This window comes from Streptomyces sp. WG5 (assembly GCF_049974565.1).
In the GTDB taxonomy this organism is placed as follows: domain Bacteria; phylum Actinomycetota; class Actinomycetes; order Streptomycetales; family Streptomycetaceae; genus Streptomyces.
Genome location: NZ_JBNGGC010000008.1, coordinates 192,482 through 209,907 on the forward strand (window position 1 = coordinate 192,482; position 17,426 = coordinate 209,907).

A 17,426-nucleotide genomic window follows, 5' to 3' on the forward strand; every position below is an offset into this window, starting at 1 on the left:
CGGTCGGTGCCCCGGTGGCCGGCCCTCAGGCGAGTGCCCAGGCGACGTCCCTGAGCAGGGCGTGCCGCCAGCCCGCCCGGTCGTGGTCCGACGCCGACCGGGAGACCCGCACGGTCGCACCGGCCTGCTCGGCCAGGGCCTCCACCAGGCCGCAGTGGGGGAGCATCCGGGTCTCGTGCTCCCCCACGTCGAAAGCCACCCGGAGACCGGACAGGTCGGGCCGCCCGCGCAGGCGCGCGGCGAGGGCACCGCCGACCGGCCCGCCCAACGGGTCCGCCAGGTCCGCGGCGCCGGGTGCCCACCACAACGACGCCGACTGGCAGGCGACACGGGACACCAGGTCCGGGAACTCCAGCGCCGCGTACAGCGCGCTGAGTCCGCCGAGGCTCTGCCCCGCCACGACCAGCCGGTCCCGGTCGGCGGGCACCCCGCACTCCGCGACCAGCGGCAGCAGTTCGTCCCGGACCGCCTCCCACAGCGCGGGACGGCATCCGAACTCGGCCGGCCTGTCCTTCGCCGGCAGGAAGACGAGCGTGACCGGCGGCATCGCGCCACCGGCGACGGCCGAGTCGAACGCGGTCGCCGCCGGGTGCAGGTGGAGCCAGTCGTCCCCGTCGAGCAGCAGGACCACCGGTCCGCCGCCGCCCGCCGGATGGACCCGCACGGTACGCCGCCCGCCGAGCCGTTCGCTGCTCCAGCGGAGCCGGGTGCGGGGGAGGGGCAGTACCGCGTCGGTGCCGTCGACGAGGGGCCAGTGCGGCTGCGCGGGGGCGTCCGGGGTAGCGGCGATGGACCGGTCACCGCCCGCACCGACCGGGTTGAGCGGGTCCGCGTACGCCGCGTCACCCACGAGGAACCGGTACGTGACCCGCAGCCGCGCCGGCATCCGCACCTCGGCGTACCAGCAGTCCGTGTCGCCCCACCGTCGCAGGGGCACCGGCTCCGACCAGCTCTCGAAGACCGTGGTCGCCGCTTCGGAACCGCGCCGCAGGAACAGGGTCGTCCAGCCGTCGCCGTCGGGTATCGACGCGGGGGCCCTCGCGGTCGCCCAGAAGGCCTCGGTGCCGGGCGCCCCGGACAGCCCGAATGCGGCGAAGGCGTCGTCCCCCGACCTCATGAACGTCTCCTTGTGGAGCGGAAAGCGAGAAGGCTAAGCTCAATCGCGATTAGGCGAGCCTAACCTAATTCTCTCGGAGGTACCGCGTATGAGCACCAACCCGTTCGACGACGCCGACGGCCGGTTCCTCGTCCTCGTGAACGACGAGGGGCAGCACTCGCTCTGGCCTTCCTTCGCGGAGGTGCCCGGGGGGTGGACGACCGTCTTCGAGGAGAACACCCGGGACGCCTGCCTGGAATACGTCGAAGCCAACTGGACCGATCTGCGCCCCCGGTCACTCGCCGAGTCCATGGACGCCTGACGCGCCTGACGTCCGATGCTGAGGGCAGCGCGGGAATTCGGTCGACAGGAGGGCCCGCGACGCACTGTGATGGCCGGGACCGCCCGCCGTACGCAGCGGGCCGACGTCAGGAGCCGTCCTTGGCAACCGCGAGCACCCCGCCCCGCCCCCCGATCGACACCTCACTGGTCAGGCGCCTGGTCGACAGGCAGTTCCCGCAGTGGGCGGAGCTGCCCCTGAGGCTGCTCGAACCGGCCGGCTCGGACCACGTGATCCACCGGCTGGGTGAGGAGCTCGCCGTCCGGCTTCCCCGTCATGCCGGCGCCATCGGGCAGGCCAGGAAGGAACTCGAGTGGCTGCCCCGGCTCGCCCCGCACCTGCCTCTGGCCGTCCCCGTCCCGGTAGCGGTGGGGGAACCCGGCCTCGGATATCCCTGGCCGTGGGCGGTCTCCCGCTGGATCGACGGGGAGGTGGCCACCGCCGACGCGCTGGCCGACTCCTGCGAGACCGCCGTCGAACTGGCCGGATTCCTGACCGCGCTTCAGCGGTTCACACCCGAGGAGGCCCCGGCCCGGGGCCCCGTGGACGACCTCACCGACCAGCCGCTGGCCGCTCGGGACGAGGCGACGCGCGCGGCCATCGCGGAGGTCGACGGCGCGTTCGACAAGGCTGCCATGACCGAGCTGTGGGACGCGGCGCTCAGTGCCTCGGGATGGGAACGCCCTCCGGTCTGGTTCCACGGAGACTTCCACACCGGCAACCTGCTGACCGTCGACGGCCGCCTCAGCGCGGTCATCGACTTCGGCGGCCTCGGCATCGGTGACCCGGCCTGCGACCTGACCATCGCCTACACCCTGATGTCGGCCGGGCCCCGGGCCGCCTTCCGCGCCGCGCTCGGCGTGGACGACGCCACCTGGACCCGAGGCCGGGGCTGGGCCCTGGCCACCGGCCTGAACGCACACCTCTCCTACGCCGCCACCAACCCCGGGATCGCCGCGCAGACCACTCGGCAGATCACGCAGGCGCTCATCGGGTAACGCGAGCCGTCCGCGTCTACGGCCCGTCCGTGGCCACCGCCGGGCGCGGCACGCCCCGCTCCCCGAGGTGAGCCGCCGGCCCGTGCTGCGGTCCGGGCCGCAGCGGGCAGCTCCCCGGACCGCGTGGCGGCAGCGTCGTCGGTCCGCATCCGGTCGCCGGCGACGACGGCTCGTTGCGGAACAGCGGTGCCGGCCGGTGGGCCGGAGATGTCATGGCGGCCGTTGGTGGCGGCCCGGCCGGGGTGGGGTTCCTCGGAGACCGTCACGAAGTGGTCCCCGGGCCGCCGCGGCACCGCCGGCCCGGAGGATTCCGTACGGGCGAAGCCGGACGACAACTGCAACACGCTTTCAGCGGCGCGGCGTTGGTGTCTACGATGCTGGGGTCATCGGAGCGTCGCGAGTGGTGGAGGCGACGCGGAGCAAGCCGAGCGACGACGCGGGGCCGCGTTCACGCGACTGCCGTCCGACCGAGGACGGACCGAGGAGGGGAGGAGGGGGGGACCACGGGAGACCACGCGGGGCCGCTCCACGGACGCTCGTGCAGATGACCGACCCGTCCAGCCACGTCGGAAGGCAGGCACCCATGCACCGTCTCCTTGCCCGGGTACTCAGTCCCGCCCAGGCTCCGTCGGCCAGACGCATCGCGGCCGGCCTGGCCTTCACGTTGGCTTCCTCGTGCCTCGCCGCGTCCGCGACGACCGCGGCCACCCCCGCCGACACCCGGTCAGGCAGGCACCCCGGGGCCAACGCCTGGTTCACGTCCTGGGCGAGTTCCCAGCAGAGCCTCGCCCCCACCCCGCTGCGTGATCAGTCCGTTCGGATGATCACCCACCTCAGTCAGGGAGGCGACGCACTCCGGATCCGCGTCCAGAACACCTTCGGCGAGACACCCCTCACCGTCGACGCGGCGACGGTGGGACACAGCAGCGGCACGGGCGCCGCGACGGAAGGCCGCCCACGGCCTGTCACGTTCGACGGTCGGCGCGAGGTCGTCGTACCGGCCGGCGGTGAGGTGTGGAGTGACACCACCGTGCTCAAGACCGAGGCCCAGGACGACGTCGCGGTGTCGCTCTCGGTCTCCGGCACGGTGATCCCGGGCCGGCACGACAGTGCCTTTCGCACCAACTACCTGACCGCGGCAGGCTCCGGCGACCACACCGGTGACACGACCGGTGCCGCATTCACCGAGACGACCGGCTCCACCTACCTGGTCAGCGCCGTCGACGTGCGCAACCCGCGACTACGGGGCAGCCTCGTCGCCTACGGCAGTTCGGTGGTCGACGGGTCGGGATCGACGAACTGCGGGCGGGACTGCAGCCGGCCGGGCGCCAACCTCCGGTGGACGGACGTCCTCGCCCGGCGGATCACCGCAGAACTCCCTCCGGAGCGGCGGTTCGCCGTGGTCAACGCCGGTATCGGCGGCACCACCAGCGCCGGGACCTGCCCGGGCATCGGCGAATCCGTGCGTGGCCTGGACGCGTCCGCCCGACTGGAACGAGACGTCCTGTCGCTGCACGGAGTCACCGGGGTCCTCTACTACTACGGCACCAACGACCTCGCGGCCGGCTGCGATGCCGCGGGGATCCTGGCGAGTTACCGGGAGGTCTTCCAGCGGCTGCGTGCCGCGGGGATCAAGGTGTACGTCACGCCCATCACCCCCCGCCCGGGCTACACCGACCAGAACAACCGCGACCGGCACACCGTCGGCACGTTCGTGTCGAAGTGGAACAGGTGCGGCGGTACCTGTGACGGCGTTCTCCCCTTCGACCAAGTACTCAAGGACCCCGTGGAGCCGAACAGCATTTACCCGCCGTACGACACGGGGGACGGAGTACACGCGAACATCGCCGGTCAGCAGGCTCTCGCCGACATCATCTCGCTCCCGATGCTGACAGCGTCGGGCCGCCGATGGCATGAGGGCCGATGACCTGCGCCAGGGCGGTCCCGCGGAACGCGACCGTGTGAGCGATTGACGGCCCCGGCCCCGGCCGGCCCTGCACCGGGGGGCATGCCATCGCCGGCCTTGTTTGCATGCAAACAGTGATATGTGTACTGTGCATATGAAGTGCATAATACATATTAGCGCTTGTGTGGCGGGCAGTGCGTCGTGGCCGCCGGTGACGACGCACAAGGACGTCCAGGAGGCCCCCGCTCTCCGTCCGAACCGGGACCGCAGGCGTTCACGAAAGGCAGCGACCCATGAATTCCCTCAGCCTCGAAGGCAAGTCGGCCATCGTCACGGGAGGTGCGTCCGGCATCGGCGGCGCCATCACGAAACTGTTCGTCGCGCGCGGCGCCCGGGTCGTGGTCGTCGACCTCCAGGAGGAGGCCGGAGAGGCGCTCGCCCGCGAAATGGGCGAGTCGGTGGTCTTCCTCCGCGGCGACGTGTCCGACCGGACCGTCGCCGACCGTGCCGTCGCGACCGCCGCCGAACGCTTCGGGAAGCTCGATGTCCTGGTGAACAACGCGAGCGTGTCGCGCCAGAAGCCGTTCGAGGAGCAGACGGACGACGACTGGAACCTCGCCATGAACACCAGCCTGTACGCCACTCGCAACTTCATGCTCGCCGCCCTGCCGGAACTGAAGAAGGCCGGCAGCGCGACGGTCATCAACTTCGGTTCCGGCGCAGGCCTCGACGGCCAGCCCAACCAGGCGTCCTACGCGGCGACGAAGGAGGCCATCCGCGGACTGAGCCGCGTGGTGGCCAACGAGTGGGCACCGCTCAACATCCGCGTCAACGTGGTCTGCCCGATGGCCATGACGGCAGGTGTGGCCCAGTGGGCCGAGGCGCGCCCCGAGCAGTACGCGCAGTCCGCGGCCAAGGTCCCCCTGGGCCGCTTCGGCGACCCCGACCGTGACGTCGCCCCCATCGTCGCCTTCCTCGCGAGCGACGATGCCCAGTACATGACCGGGCAGACCATCATGGCCGACGGCGGTGCGATCAAACTCCGCTGAGCCCCGCCTGCCGCGGCGCGAGAGCCGCCGAGTGACGCGAATACGCTGACGGTTGTCCCGCCCCGCTCGGCCCACTGCTGTCAGGGAGGAGGCGGCCGAGCGGGGTTCGGCTCTCAGTGGGAGGGCGGTATCGGCGGGGATGCGAGGGCGTCGAGCAGGAGGTCCGCCGACAGTGCGGGTACGGTCCGGCCGCCGAAGCCGGTGGTCGTGGTTGCCGCGAGCAAGGAATTGAGCACCGCTTCCTCGACTCCGTCGAGGACAGATTCGAACAGCGGGCCGAGTTCGGCATCCGTCACCGGAGTACCGCCCGGTCGCGTACCGAAGGCGACGGCGTAGTCGCCGCTGCCGTGGCTGTAGGCCGCGCCCGTACGGGCCAGGGCGAACACCGCCCGCCGCGCGACACGGGTGAGCTGCCGGGCGTCGAGAGGGGCGTCCGTGGCCACCACGATCATGCACGAGCCGGTGTCCGCGGCCGGCACCGGACCCTCGGCGCCGACGCACACGGACCGCGGGGTGAGGGTGCGGCCGAGCACCCGCAGCGTGCCGCCGAAGTTCGCCTGCACCAGGACCCCGGCAGTGAAGGACCGGCCTGCCAGGGCCGGGGTACGAGAGGCGGTTCCGATGCCGGACTTGAAACCCAGCGCGACGGTGCCGGTTCCCGCGCCGACGCAGCCCTCGGCCACCGGCCCGCCGGAGGCCGAGTCGAGGGCCGCCCGGACGTGCTCGGCGTGGACGGGCCGTGAGCGAATGTCGGACAGGAGGCCGTCATTGCACTCGCCCACCACGGGGTTGAGGCTGAGTACCTTCTCGCATCCGGGTCGCTGGAGCATCCAGCCGACGACGGCGTCGGCGACGCGGAAGGCCGACAGGGTGGAGGTGAGCAGGACCGGGGTTTCGAGTGTGCCGAGTTCGGCCAGTTGGGTGGTGCCGATGAGTTTGCCGTAGCCGTTGCCGGTGAACACCCCGGCCGGCAGGGGTGTCCGAGGACTGACGAGGTCGGGCACGACGGCGGTGACTCCGCTGTGTACGTCGGGCTGCCGGCGAACGGTGGTGTGTCCGACGCGGACACCCGGCACATCGGTGATCGCGTTGAGAGGCCCGGTGGCGGCAGATCCGATGATGATGCCGAGGTCACGGGCCCGGCGTCGGGGGGTGCCGGGCGGGGGCTGTGGGTGAGACCGCGCTTCCATGCGGCTGGACGTTACGCGTTGGGTGGCGAGAGGCATACCGGCCGCGGGGCGACCCCTGTCCGAGCGGCTCACCCGGCGGCGCGGCGGGCCGGAGAACCGCACACGCCCGCGCCCGGCCGAGCCCGACCCGGGGCACCGAAGAAGGCCATGCCCCGCGCCGAGAGCGCTCACGCGTGAGCGCAGGGGGTCGGCAGGCGGTCGCGGGGGCACGCGTACACCGGCCGAACGGGCGCGGATACGGCCCGGGTCCACACCGCCGACGTCAGATGCCGGCGTGCGGATGGGCGGGGCTGAGGTAGTGCACCGCGGTCTGCTCGGCGTGCGGGACCAGCAGGCCCCGCAGTTCCTCCGCCGCGGCCTTGAGGCAGTCGCCGTCGCGGGTGGCGTGGAGGGTCTCGAGGACGAAGGCGACGTGGGCGGAGTCTTCGGTGACGCGTGTGCGGTGGGCGTCGCGGTGGTTCCAGTGGCGGGTCAGGACGCCGTCGGTGTCGGCGTAGATGATCTCGCCGGGCTTGGGGTTCTCGACGGTGTCGGGCTCGCCGAGCGGGGTGAACTCCTCGCCGCCGTCCGCGTAGCGGATGTCCACGTCGCCGGTGACGTGGTCGAGGTCGAAGGCGCCGGCCGGAAGTGCGTGACGGACGGAGACGGAGTTGTAGGAATCGACGGCCGGGTTGATACGCGGCAGCGAACGCTTCTTGGTGAGGCGGCGCCCGAGGGCGTCGACGCTGGGGCGGATGCGGCGGGGATTGGTGCCGAAGGAGCGGTAGGCGGTGTGCCATGCCTCGATGCGGGGATCGTTCTCGTCGGCGGGCTGCCAGGTGCCGTCGGCGAGCTGCTGCTCCAGGTTCTCCAGAGCGGCGGTGGTGTCGGGCCAGGCTTCGTGGCCGCGCAGACCGGAGGCGATGACAAGGGCGATGAGTGTGTCGGGGTATGCGTCGGCGACGGCGGGGCTGATGCGAAAGGCGGTCATGAGGGGGTTCCTGATTCGTACGTGTGCTGGTGGAGGGGTCAGGGCTTCCACGGACCGATGCGGTCCAGTCGGCGCAGCTGCTGGCGTGCGGTGGACACGTCGAGGCCCTGGCCACGCTCGGTGAGGCGGCCGGCGACGGCAGTGCGGTGTGCCACCGGTTTGTGGTCGTCGTACTTGAACTTGGCCCGCACTTCGAGCACTTCCAGCCTCAGGCCTCGGATTCCGGGAAGCATCCGTCCGTACGGGGGGCGGTCGGCGTCGATGGAGGCGTGGTCGCCGTCGGGCTGGAAATGCGCCATCTGGCGGCGCAGCAGCTCGGCCTTGGCCTCGGGCTCGTCGATGATGTGGGCGCGGCAGATGAACTGGACGGCCGCGTAGTAGCTGGTGGGAACGCCGTCGGTGGGCGGGTCCTCGGGCCTGGCGCGCCAGGGGCCGGGGATGAAGGCGTAGTCGCCGATGACGGTGAAGGTGACGTTCGGGTCGTTCTCGATCGCCTTCCAGAGCGGGTTGGGCCGGGCCAGGTGGACCAGCAGCCGGCCGGCGTCGGTGGTGAAGTGGGTGGGAACGGTGAGGGGCGCTTGGCCGGGCAGGCCGTTGACGCTGAGCTGCCCGAAATCGTGACCGTCGCCGACCCAGGCCCGCCATTCGGCTTCGTCCAGGGCGGCGTCCCAGGGCTGGATGAACATCGGGTTCTCCCTGTGTGGAGGGTGCGGCGGTTCGGATGACAGCGAGCGGGCCGGCGGCGACGGCGGCGGTGGTCAGCCGGCGAGGCGCCCGGGAGGAGTCACAGCGGCAGGTCGACCGCGAGCTGGTCCGGGCCCCGCCCGGCACGGTGCCCGGCACCTGCCGCCCTGCAGCCGGCAAGGCCACCGGGCTTCACGGTGGAACGACTCGACCGTACAATGAAACGACCGCAGGTTGTCAACCAAATGACCGTGCGGTCCATTCCAGTGCTGTAAGACGTCAGGACGGTGATCAAGTGCTCGAGGCAGAGGCGGCCTTGCGCGCCCTCGCGCACAACGTCAGAGCCGCACGCACGCGCGCGGGGCTGTCCCTGGACGAACTGGGCCGACGGGCGAAGGTCAGCAAGGGTGCCCTGGTCGGGTTGGAGAAGGCCCAGGGCAACCCGAACTTCGCCACTCTGGTCCGCCTCGCGGACACCCTCGGTCTCTCGGTGTCCGCCCTGATGGACGGACCGGCCGAAGGCCGTGTCCGAGTGGTGTCCGCGGACGCCGTCAGGCCCTTGTGGGCCGGGGAGCGGGGCAGCGAGGCCCGGCTCGTGCTGACCACCCCGGGAGCGGCCCCGGTCGAGGTGTGGCGCTGGAAGCTGGAGCCGGGGGAGGAGTACCCCAGTCACCCGCACCAGGCCGGCGTCGTGGAGACGGTCAGTGTCGTGCACGGCCGGATGACGCTGGTCGTCGACGGCACCGAGCACCCCGTCGAAGCCGGACAGACAGCCACCTACGACGGCGACACCGCCCACACCTACCGCGGCTCGGGGACCGAAACCTGCCACCTGATCATGACCGTCCACATCCCGCCCACGAGAGGGTGACGCTGCCGGCCGGGACCCGGGGGGGCGCGGTCGGCAGTGAGCGACCCCGCGACCACGGTCTCGGTGCCGGCCGGCGCAGGCCCGCGGGTCCGATTCCGCCGAGCCGCGGCAGGACCGGCGTCGCACCGCCGAAGCGGACGGGCGAAATGCGGGCCACATTCACTTCACCGTTCTCGGGCCGTGACGTCTCGGTGGCGGACGGCGATCACTCGCCGCGGCGAACGGCATCGAGGACGCGAGCGCGATCGCCCTCGCCTGCCCTTGGCGCAGTCGCCGCGCCCGGAGGCTGGGACGCGGCTGTGTCCGACCGCGCCGGTTACTGGGTGGACCGCAGTGGCGGCGCCTGCCACGTCATGCCCGGGGGCTGAAGCAGGGGCGAGGGTTCGGGGCCCGGGTCATCGGTGTCGACGACTCCGGCGGCCGGGTGGTCGAAGCCGACGGGCCAGCGGGTGCGGTCACTGGCCAGGGCACCGGTCAGGCGTGCTTCGGCGAGGTCGGCGGTGCTCAGGTCCGTGCCGCGCAGATCGGTCATGCGGAGGTCGGCGCGGTGGAAGACCGCCCCACGTGCGTCGGCCTTGCGCAGGTTCGCCTCGCGCAGGTCGGTCCCGGTGAAGTCGGCGTCGCGCACATCGGCTTGGACCAGTTTCGCACCCCGCAGATCGGCCAGCACGCAACGGACCCGTCGGAGAATCGCCGTGGTGAGATCGGCGTGCCGCAGATTGACCGAGACCAGAGAGGCCTGGGTCAGATTGGCGTGGTACAGGCCCGCCGCCTCCATGCAGGCGCGGTCGAAGTTGACCTCGGGCAACCCCAGCCCGTCGCAGTCGGCGCGGCGCAGATCGGTGACGCTGAGATTGACCCATGACTCCTCCCGGTGCCGGCACAGAGAGCCGAGCCCGGTCAGCGCCACCTGGGCGTCGGCGACACGGGTCTCCAGCGGTGCTATGTCGTTGATGGCCACGTCCGCCGCCGGCGACTCGGGGCCGGTGGGCGGCCAGGGCAGACGCGTACGCAGGTACGCGGCCTGGATGGAGATGACGGCGTCCCGGTCGCGGGCGGACTGCTCCGCGATCCGCCGCAGGGCGTGCAGCCCGCCGATGCGTACATCCATTTTGTCGCTGCCGAGCTGGTCGACCGCCCGGCTGAACCGATCGGTGACGTACCCCTCCTGAGTGGCGCGCAGACTTTCCTGGCTCACCCGTACCTGCCGCCAGGTGGCGGACGCGCCGAAGAGCACGACGAGACCGGCGAGTACCTGCAGAAGCGTCGTTCGGACATCGTTCACGGCCTTCAGCCGATCCTGTGCGGCAACGCTCGACCCGGCGAGATCGTGATCGACCACCACAGCCGGCAGGACGACGAACATCGTTCCCAGAACGACCACCACCACCGCCGTCCCGGCCAGCACAGCTGCGACTCCGCGCCCCCTGACCAGCCGACGGCTCGATCCCCTCGGACCGTGATGCGGTCCCCCCGTTTCCATGGCCGGGAGCCTAGGCAGCTCCCGAGGGATGATCAAGAGGAACGGCCGGTCGGCCGATCGGCCCGGGGCGTGAAGAGCCGCAGACGGTGGCCGGCTGCGGCTCGGCGTGGGGCGCGAGAGGCGGGCTGTGGGGTGAGGTGTGGTGCGCTGACGTCCGCCACCGTCACGACTCGCCCGGGGCCGCCGGCCTGCCGTCGACGGGGATGCCCAGCCGGTCGGCCACGGTGGTGAGGGCTGTTCCCAGCGGGAGCGCGACCCGGGTGAGGGCGTGCCGGTCGCCCCGTGTCGGGTCCAGGTTGACGATCAGCACCGGCTTCGCGTCCTGAGCCGCCTGACGGACGAACCGGAGCCCGGACATCACCGTCAGTGAGGAGCCCAGGACCAGCAGCGAGGCCGCTTCGCGGACCAGCTCGCGGCAGTGCTCGACCCGCCGCGGCGGAACGGCTTCGCCGAAGAACACCACGTCCGGTTTGAGGATGCCGTCACAGAGAGCGCAGGGCACCACCCGGAAGTCCCCGACCTGTGCGTCGGTGAGGTCGGCGTCACCGTCCGGGTTGATTCCCGCGGCCACCGGCTCGAAGCCCGGGTTGGCCTCCTCCAGCCGGCGGGCGAGTTCACGGCGCGGGCTGAAGGTGCCGCAGGAGAGGCAGACGACCCGGTCCAGGCTTCCGTGGAGTTCCACGACGCCGTCGCTGCCGGCGGCCTGATGCAGGCCGTCGACGTTCTGGGTGATCACACCCGTGAGCAGTCCGTGGCGTCCGAACGCGGCGACGGCGCGGTGCCCGGTGTTGGGACGGGCGCGGCCGAAGGTACGCCAGCCGAGGTGACTGCGCGCCCAGTACCGGCGCCGGGCCCAGGGATCGGCGATGAAGTCCTGGTAGGTCATCGGGGTGTGCCGGCTCAGGCTCCCGCCCTCGCCCCGGTAGTCGGGGATCCCCGACTCCGTGGAGAGGCCCGCCCCGCTGAGCACCAGTACACCACCGGCGCTCAGCGCGTCGGCGACCGGCTCCACATCCGTGGTACCGGGCGGCAGATCCTCGGTGGGCGTCCAGCTCAGAGTGGGGCGCATGCGCATGCCGCCAGGGTACGGAACCGGCCGCCCCCGGTCGCGGGCGGCGGCGACTCGTCCACCGGCGCCGGCGGGCGGCCGCGTACGCGGCGGAAGCCGGGACACCGGCGCCGACGGGCTGTCGTGTACGCGGTGGAAGCCGGGACACCAGCGTCAGTGGGTGCCGCCCCAACCGCGGCAACCGGGGCGCAGCCGGCCGCGGATTCCCCCTGGTTCGCTGACCGGGCGCGGGAACGTCGGAAGGTCCCGTCGGCGCGCTTCCGAATGCAGTATGCCCGGGCATGACTCCCCGGCCCCTCGGGCAGGGGACACGTTGTTCAGCGCCGAAACCTCGAGGGGGAGCCTCCGTGACCACAGGCGGAAGAGACGTGACTGCCTCGCCGGACGGAGCGGACGACACCCCTTTGCGGCGGGCCATCGGCCCCAGACTGCTGATCCTGTTCGTGATCGGCGACATCCTCGGTACCGGCATCTACGCGACCACCGGGCAGGTCGCGGGCAAGGTCGGCGGGGCGCTGTGGCTGCCGTTCGTCATCGGGTTCGTCGTGGCGGTGCTCACCGCGGCCTCGTACGTCGAGCTCGTCGGCAAGTACCCGAAAGCCGCAGGGGCCGCGCTGTACACCCAGAAGGCGTTCCAGGTGCCGTTCCTGACCTTCATCGTCGCCTTCATGGTCATGTGTTCGGGCCTGTCCTCGGCGAGCGCGGCGGCACGCGCCTTCAGCGGCGACTACCTCGCCGAGTTCACGGACCTCTTCCCGCCCACCCTCATCGCCATCCTGTTCGTCCTCGCCCTCGCGGCCCTCAATCTGCGCGGCGTGTCCGAGTCCGTGAAGACCAACGTGGTCCTCACTCTGGTCGAACTGACCGGCCTGTTCGTCATCCTCGCCGTCGGTGCCTGGGCGGTTTTCACCGGTGACGGTGAACCCTCCCGACTCGGCGAGTTCCAGGCAGGGGGCTCCGGCTACGCGCTGATGACCAGCGTGCTGGGAGCGACCGCCCTCGGCTTCTTCGCCTTCGTGGGCTTCGAGGACTCCGTCAACATGGCGGAGGAGACCCAGGACCCGGCACGTACGTTTCCGCGCGCCATCTTCATCGGCGTCGCCGTCACCGGGACCATCTACGTCCTGGTCGCCCTGGTCTCCTCGCTGCTCGTCGACTACCGCGTGCTGGAAGGCTCCAGCGGCCCGCTGCTGGAGGTCGTCAAGGCCGGAGGGCTGGACTTTCCACCGAAGCTGTTCGCGCTGATCGCCCTGTTCGCCGTCACGAACTCGGCACTGATCAACATCATGATGGCGTCCCGGCTCTGCTACGGCATGGCGAACGAACGCATCCTGCCGCGCGCCCTGGGCCGGGTTCTTCCCCGGCGCCGTACTCCGGTCGTCGGCATCGTCTTCGTGTCGCTGCTCGCCATCGGCCTGGTCTCCACCGGAGAGATCGCGGGCCTCGGCGACACCACGGCCTTCCTGCTCCTGTGCGTCTTCGCCGTCGTCAACATCGCCGTACTGGTTCTGCGCCGCGACCGTGTCGAGCACAAGCATTTCCGTACGCCGACGGCGCTGCCGGTACTGGGCGCGGCCACCTCCCTCATTCTCGCCGGCCCCCTGTCCGACCGGCCCGCGCACGTCTACATCCGGGCGGGCGTGCTGCTGGCCATCGGCATCGGGCTGTGGGTGCTGAACAAGGCGGTGATGAAGGCACGCGGCGAGGCGTGAACGGCGCCATCGAGGCCTGAGCAGTCGTCCACGACGACCGGCGGCGGTCCGGAGTGCGCCTCGCATGTCCGCCGCGACAGCGGGTACGACACCTCCCGAGTTCGTCTGCGTCCCGGCGGTCCGTGGACGGCCGTACGGGGCGTCGCGGATGTGGCCGAAGAGCGAGGGGATCGGAAGTGATTCGAAAGCTGCAGGCGGTCGCGCTGGACTGCGCTGATCCGGTACGGCTTGCGGAGTTCTACGCGGATCTGCTCGGTGGCCGGGTGGTCGCGGACCGGGAGGACCCGGACTGGGTGGAGGTGCACGGGTTCGAAGGGACACCGCTGGCCTGCCAGCGGGTGGACGGTTACGAGCCGCCCGCGTGGCCCGGCCAGGAGCACCCGCAACAGCTCCACCTGGACTTCGACGTGGACGATCTCGACGGGGAGGAGAAGCGTGCACTCGCCCTCGGCGCGACCGTGCTGGAGCGGACGGACCAGCTCCGCACGGAGGCCAATTGGCGGGTCTACGCGGACCCGGCCGGCCATCCGTTCTGCCTCTGTCTCCACTGAGTCCCCCGGGCCCGCCGCCCCGCCTCGATGACTGCCACCGCCCGCACGGGCGCCATGAGCGCGAAGCCGGGCGCCTACCGTCCTGCGCCGGCACAGCCGCCGCCACGGCAGGCCCAGGAAGCAGATGCCGGGTTCACCGGCCATCCCTCGGCGCTGCTTCGGCCGGCCGTTCCCGGCGAACGTGTCGATTTCCGGGCCGGCGTGGGGCGCGACGAGCGCGCCGTACGGGAACCGCGGGGCGTCCCGGTCGCCCGGCGCGGAGCGGCTGCCCCCGCACCGGGCGGCCGACCGTCCACGGACCGCCGGGGACGCAGACGAACACGCGGTGCCGGAGCCGAGGGAGTCGGCGCCGGCACCACGTGCGTGGGACGGTCGCCTTGCCGCAGCGGAGGAGCGGCCGACCGCCGGCGCAAGGGTCAGTGGCGCGGAAGCAGGCGGCTCGGCCGGATCTCGTGCAGGTGCACCACCACGTCCGCCGACCTCAGCAGATTGACCGAGTCCGGGTCCCGGGGCCAGTGCGTGCCGATCTCCCGTTTGGGACGGGTCACGGCCAGCCAGGCGCGGACGGCGGGCGGCGCGGTGCGCAGGTCGAGGTACCAGTCCCGGTGGCTCACCCGGTCCAGGGTCTGCTCGACCGAACCGGCCGCGACCGGCCCGGAGCGGAACTCCTTCACGTCCTCGTCGCGGGGGTTGGAGACGCCCTTGTCGGTGGCGTGGAAGGAGCCGTGGTCGAAGGCCAGGCCCACGACGAGGTAACCGTTCCCGAGCGCGCGGCGGAGCAGGCCGCCCTGGATGACCGGGTAGTCCGGGTCGTAGCCCTCCAGGTACACGTGGCCGTTGTGGGCGGCCAGCACCGCCCGGGCGCCGGTCTGCCGGAGCCACCAGAGGGTGTTCTCCGTCATCACGGTGTCGCGGTAGGCCAGGGCCTCGCGTTCGTCGGCCGGGTCGTCGTAGTCGAAGGCGTTCTGGCGTGCGACCTGATGGACGATCTCCGCGTTCCGCACCGCCCGGGCGTGGGCGTCCCCTGCCACGGTGCGCCCGGCGAAGCTCCGGGCGCGCAGCAGCTCCACGACGCGTCCGGTCCGTTCGGCCTTCTCCCGCCGCAGGGCCGGAGGTTCCTCGATGGCGGCCACCATGTACTCGCCGGCGGACAGGGTGGGGCGCAGTCCCCGGTACAGCCCGGTGACGGCGGGCAGCAGGTCGGGGTGGGCGCGCCGGACGTGGTCGACGACCCGGTCGTACAGATCGGGGCCCGCGTAACTGCTGTCGTTGCCGGCGAACCTGACCGGGTCGTCGGGGTGGGCGACGTTGTACGCGCGCATCCAGCGGATCAGGTCCAGCACCTCGCCGGTCCGCATGAACAGGTAGGCGTTCTGGAACTCCTCGGACACGATCCGGGCGGGGTCGCCGTGCCCGGTGAGCAGATAGTCGTCCAGGCGGAGCCCCGCGCTCCAGGGGGCTTCGAGGACGAGGGAGCGGAAACCCTTCTCCTCGACCAGGTACCGGAACACCCGGTGCTGGAGGGCGAGGAAGTCGCGGGAGCCGTGGACGGCCTGCCCGACGCCGACCAGCCGGGCGTCACCCACCGCCTCCCCCAGGGCGCGCAGGTCGTCGAAGGGGCCGACGGGCTCCACGGTGCGCAGCGGACGGGCCGCCTCCTCCAGGGCGGGCAGCAGACCGGTGGACGTCCCCGGAGCGTGGGGCCGCTGCTCGGCCGCTGCACGGGCGAGTCTCCGGCTCGGCCGGATCTCGTCCAGGTGCACCACCAGGTCCATCGACCTCAGCAGGTTGACCTGGTCGCCGGTCGGCGGGTAGTCGGTGCCGATCTCCCGTTTGGGCCGGGTGACGTCCAGCAGGGCGCGGGCTGCGGGCGGCGCGGTGCGCAGGTCGGCGTACCAGTTCCGGTGACCCACCCGGTCCAGGACGTACTCGGCCGAACCGGGAGCGGCGGGCTCCACCTCGACCCGTCCGACGTCCTGGTCGGCCGGATTCTGCAGACCCTGCGCCGTGGCGTGCACGACGCCCCGGTCGAAGGAGAGCCCCACCGCCAGGTAGCCGTCGCCCAGCCGTTGCCGGAGCACCGATCCCTGGGGGAGGGGGAGGGTGGGGGTGGAACTCCTGGTGTACAGGTGGCTGTTGTGTCCGCCGAGTACGAGTCGGTGGCTGGTGTGGCGGTGCCACCACAGGGTGTTCTCCGCCATGGCGGTGTCGCGGTGGGCCATGGCCTCCGGCCCGCTCCGAGGGTCGGAGAGGTCGAAGGCGTACAGGCGTGCCACCTGGTCGATGACGGTGGCGTGCTGGAGCGCCCAGGCGTGCTCCTCGTCCGTCCCGGCGGGTTCGCGGGCGCGGAGCAGTCCGAGGACGCGTCCGGTGCGTTCGGCCCGTGCGCGACGCTCGTCCAGGGGCTCGGTCACGGCGGCGCGCATCCACGCGTCGACGGGCAGGGTGGGGCGCAGCCCCCGGTACAGCTCGGTGACGGCGGGCAGCAGGTCGGGGTGGGCGCGCCGGACGTGGCCGACGACCCGGTCGTACAGCTCCGGACCGGCGTAGCCGTTGTCGTTGCCGGCGAACCTGACCGGGTCGTCGGGGTGGGCGACGTTGTACGCGCGCATCCAGCGGATCATGTCCAGGTACTCCTGGCTGTGCAGCAGCAGGAAGGCGTTCCGGAACTCCTCGGACATGATCCGGACGGGATCGCCGCGCCCGGTGAGCAGGTAGTCGTCCAGACGGAGCCCCGCGCTCCAGTTGGCCTCCAGGACGAAGGAGCGGAAACCCTTCTCCTCGACCAGGTACCGCAGCACCCGGTGCCGGAAGGTGACGAAGTCGTGGGAGCCGTGGGCGGCCTCGCCGACGCCGACCACCACGGCGTCACCGACCGCCTCCCCGAAGGGCCGCAGGTCCTCGACAGCGCCCGAGGGCTCGGTGGTGCGCAGCGGACGGGCGGCCTCCTCCAACGCCTGCAGCGGGTCACCGGTTGGAGTGGGAGACCCGTCTGAGGCCCCTGGCCCCCCACCGGCCGGCACCGCGGCGACCGTCCCGGGGACGACGGCGAGCCAGACGAGCAGCGCGACGGCGAGCCGCCTTGATATGAGGGGTGCCATGACGCCAGCATTCCTGCCCGGGCGTCGGGCCGCGCTCCGTATGTCACCTGGTCGGAGCAATGCCGCGGGCGGCGGACGGGCCGCCGACGTGTTGTCCCGGGCCCTTGCGGGCTTCGCGGGATGCCGCCGGGAGCGACGGTGCCGACCGCCTCCGTGAACGGGTGCCCGTCATTCCGCCCGCAGTAGAGGACACAGGCTGACCGCTAATCCTGCGACGGTGGGATCAGAGCCACCCCGGGACCAAGAACTGCCGGGGCGACGCGCGTCGGGCGCGCATGTCCGTGTTCGGCGGACGCACCGGCGCCGTCACCTACCAGGAAACCGGCAACGTGCGGAACGAGAACGAGAACCAGGCGGACCGGGCGATCCGGGGCGAGGCGGCCGGGGGACCGCAACGGCCGAGCCG

14 protein-coding genes are annotated in these 17,426 nt (G+C 71.9%); 7 read left to right on the forward strand and 7 right to left on the reverse strand.

The annotated features are described in order from the left end of the window. Nucleotides 1–25: 25 nt before the first annotated feature. Entirely contained in the window at nucleotides 26–1,117 is a 1,092-nt protein-coding gene (locus tag ACP4IX_RS10810; RefSeq protein WP_426555368.1) for an alpha/beta fold hydrolase, read from the reverse strand. Between the two features lie 88 nt (nucleotides 1,118–1,205). Between ACP4IX_RS10810 and ACP4IX_RS10815 the strand changes: the two genes are divergently transcribed. From ACP4IX_RS10815 to ACP4IX_RS10830, 4 genes are all read left to right on the forward strand, one after another. Then, complete coding sequence (locus ACP4IX_RS10815) at nucleotides 1,206–1,418, forward strand: MbtH family protein (protein ID WP_426555369.1); 213 nt, start codon at nucleotides 1,206–1,208, stop codon at nucleotides 1,416–1,418. A 119-nt stretch (nucleotides 1,419–1,537) separates the two neighbouring features. Then, nucleotides 1,538–2,434, forward strand: a complete 897-nt coding sequence (locus ACP4IX_RS10820) for an aminoglycoside phosphotransferase family protein (protein WP_426523467.1) — start codon at nucleotides 1,538–1,540, stop codon at nucleotides 2,432–2,434. Nucleotides 2,435–3,017: 583 nt separating this feature from the next. Continuing rightward, nucleotides 3,018–4,361, forward strand: a complete 1,344-nt coding sequence (locus ACP4IX_RS10825) for a GDSL-type esterase/lipase family protein (protein WP_426555370.1) — start codon at nucleotides 3,018–3,020, stop codon at nucleotides 4,359–4,361. Between the two features lie 272 nt (nucleotides 4,362–4,633). Further along, nucleotides 4,634–5,389: an SDR family NAD(P)-dependent oxidoreductase gene (locus ACP4IX_RS10830; protein WP_426523466.1), complete on the forward strand. Its 756-nt coding sequence runs from the start codon at nucleotides 4,634–4,636 to the stop codon at nucleotides 5,387–5,389. Nucleotides 5,390–5,502: 113 nt separating this feature from the next. On the opposite strand, the gene ACP4IX_RS10835 is transcribed toward ACP4IX_RS10830, so the two are convergent. The 3 genes from ACP4IX_RS10835 to ACP4IX_RS10845 all read right to left on the reverse strand — a co-directional run bounded on the left by ACP4IX_RS10835 (nucleotide 5,503) and on the right by ACP4IX_RS10845 (nucleotide 8,235). Beyond that, a complete protein-coding gene (locus ACP4IX_RS10835) occupies nucleotides 5,503–6,579 on the reverse strand; it encodes a P1 family peptidase (RefSeq protein WP_426555371.1) in 1,077 nt (358 codons plus the stop codon). A gap of 262 nt (nucleotides 6,580–6,841) precedes the next feature. After that, nucleotides 6,842–7,549 carry a B3/B4 domain-containing protein gene (locus tag ACP4IX_RS10840; protein WP_426523464.1) on the reverse strand — a complete coding sequence of 236 codons (708 nt, stop codon included), beginning with the start codon at nucleotides 7,547–7,549 and terminating at the stop codon, nucleotides 6,842–6,844. Between the two features lie 38 nt (nucleotides 7,550–7,587). Continuing rightward, nucleotides 7,588–8,235 carry an FMN-binding negative transcriptional regulator gene (locus tag ACP4IX_RS10845; protein WP_426523463.1) on the reverse strand — a complete coding sequence of 216 codons (648 nt, stop codon included), beginning with the start codon at nucleotides 8,233–8,235 and terminating at the stop codon, nucleotides 7,588–7,590. 293 nt (nucleotides 8,236–8,528) lie between these two features. On the opposite strand from ACP4IX_RS10845, the gene ACP4IX_RS10850 reads away from it, so the two are divergent. After that, on the forward strand, nucleotides 8,529–9,104 hold the full coding sequence (locus tag ACP4IX_RS10850) for a helix-turn-helix domain-containing protein (protein ID WP_426555372.1): 576 nt from the start codon (nucleotides 8,529–8,531) through the stop codon (nucleotides 9,102–9,104). A gap of 316 nt (nucleotides 9,105–9,420) precedes the next feature. On the opposite strand, the gene ACP4IX_RS10855 is transcribed toward ACP4IX_RS10850, so the two are convergent. Continuing rightward, entirely contained in the window at nucleotides 9,421–10,470 is a 1,050-nt protein-coding gene (locus ACP4IX_RS10855) for a pentapeptide repeat-containing protein (protein ID WP_426555401.1), read from the reverse strand. Between the two features lie 280 nt (nucleotides 10,471–10,750). Next, the gene (locus ACP4IX_RS10860; protein ID WP_426555373.1) at nucleotides 10,751–11,662 is read right to left on the reverse strand and encodes an NAD-dependent protein deacetylase; all 912 of its coding nucleotides are present in this window, start codon (nucleotides 11,660–11,662) and stop codon (nucleotides 10,751–10,753) included. 362 nt (nucleotides 11,663–12,024) lie between these two features. On the opposite strand from ACP4IX_RS10860, the gene ACP4IX_RS10865 reads away from it, so the two are divergent. After that, nucleotides 12,025–13,368: an APC family permease gene (locus tag ACP4IX_RS10865; protein WP_426555374.1), complete on the forward strand. Its 1,344-nt coding sequence runs from the start codon at nucleotides 12,025–12,027 to the stop codon at nucleotides 13,366–13,368. Nucleotides 13,369–13,544: 176 nt separating this feature from the next. Beyond that, nucleotides 13,545–13,919, forward strand: coding sequence for a VOC family protein (locus ACP4IX_RS10870; RefSeq protein WP_426555375.1), 375 nt, complete (start codon nucleotides 13,545–13,547; stop codon nucleotides 13,917–13,919). A gap of 416 nt (nucleotides 13,920–14,335) precedes the next feature. Here ACP4IX_RS10870 and ACP4IX_RS10875 read toward each other — a convergent pair whose 3' ends face one another. Next, nucleotides 14,336–17,020 (reverse strand): erythromycin esterase family protein, encoded by a 2,685-nt coding sequence (locus tag ACP4IX_RS10875; protein ID WP_426555376.1) that lies wholly within the window; start codon nucleotides 17,018–17,020, stop codon nucleotides 14,336–14,338. Nucleotides 17,021–17,426 lie beyond the last annotated feature (406 nt).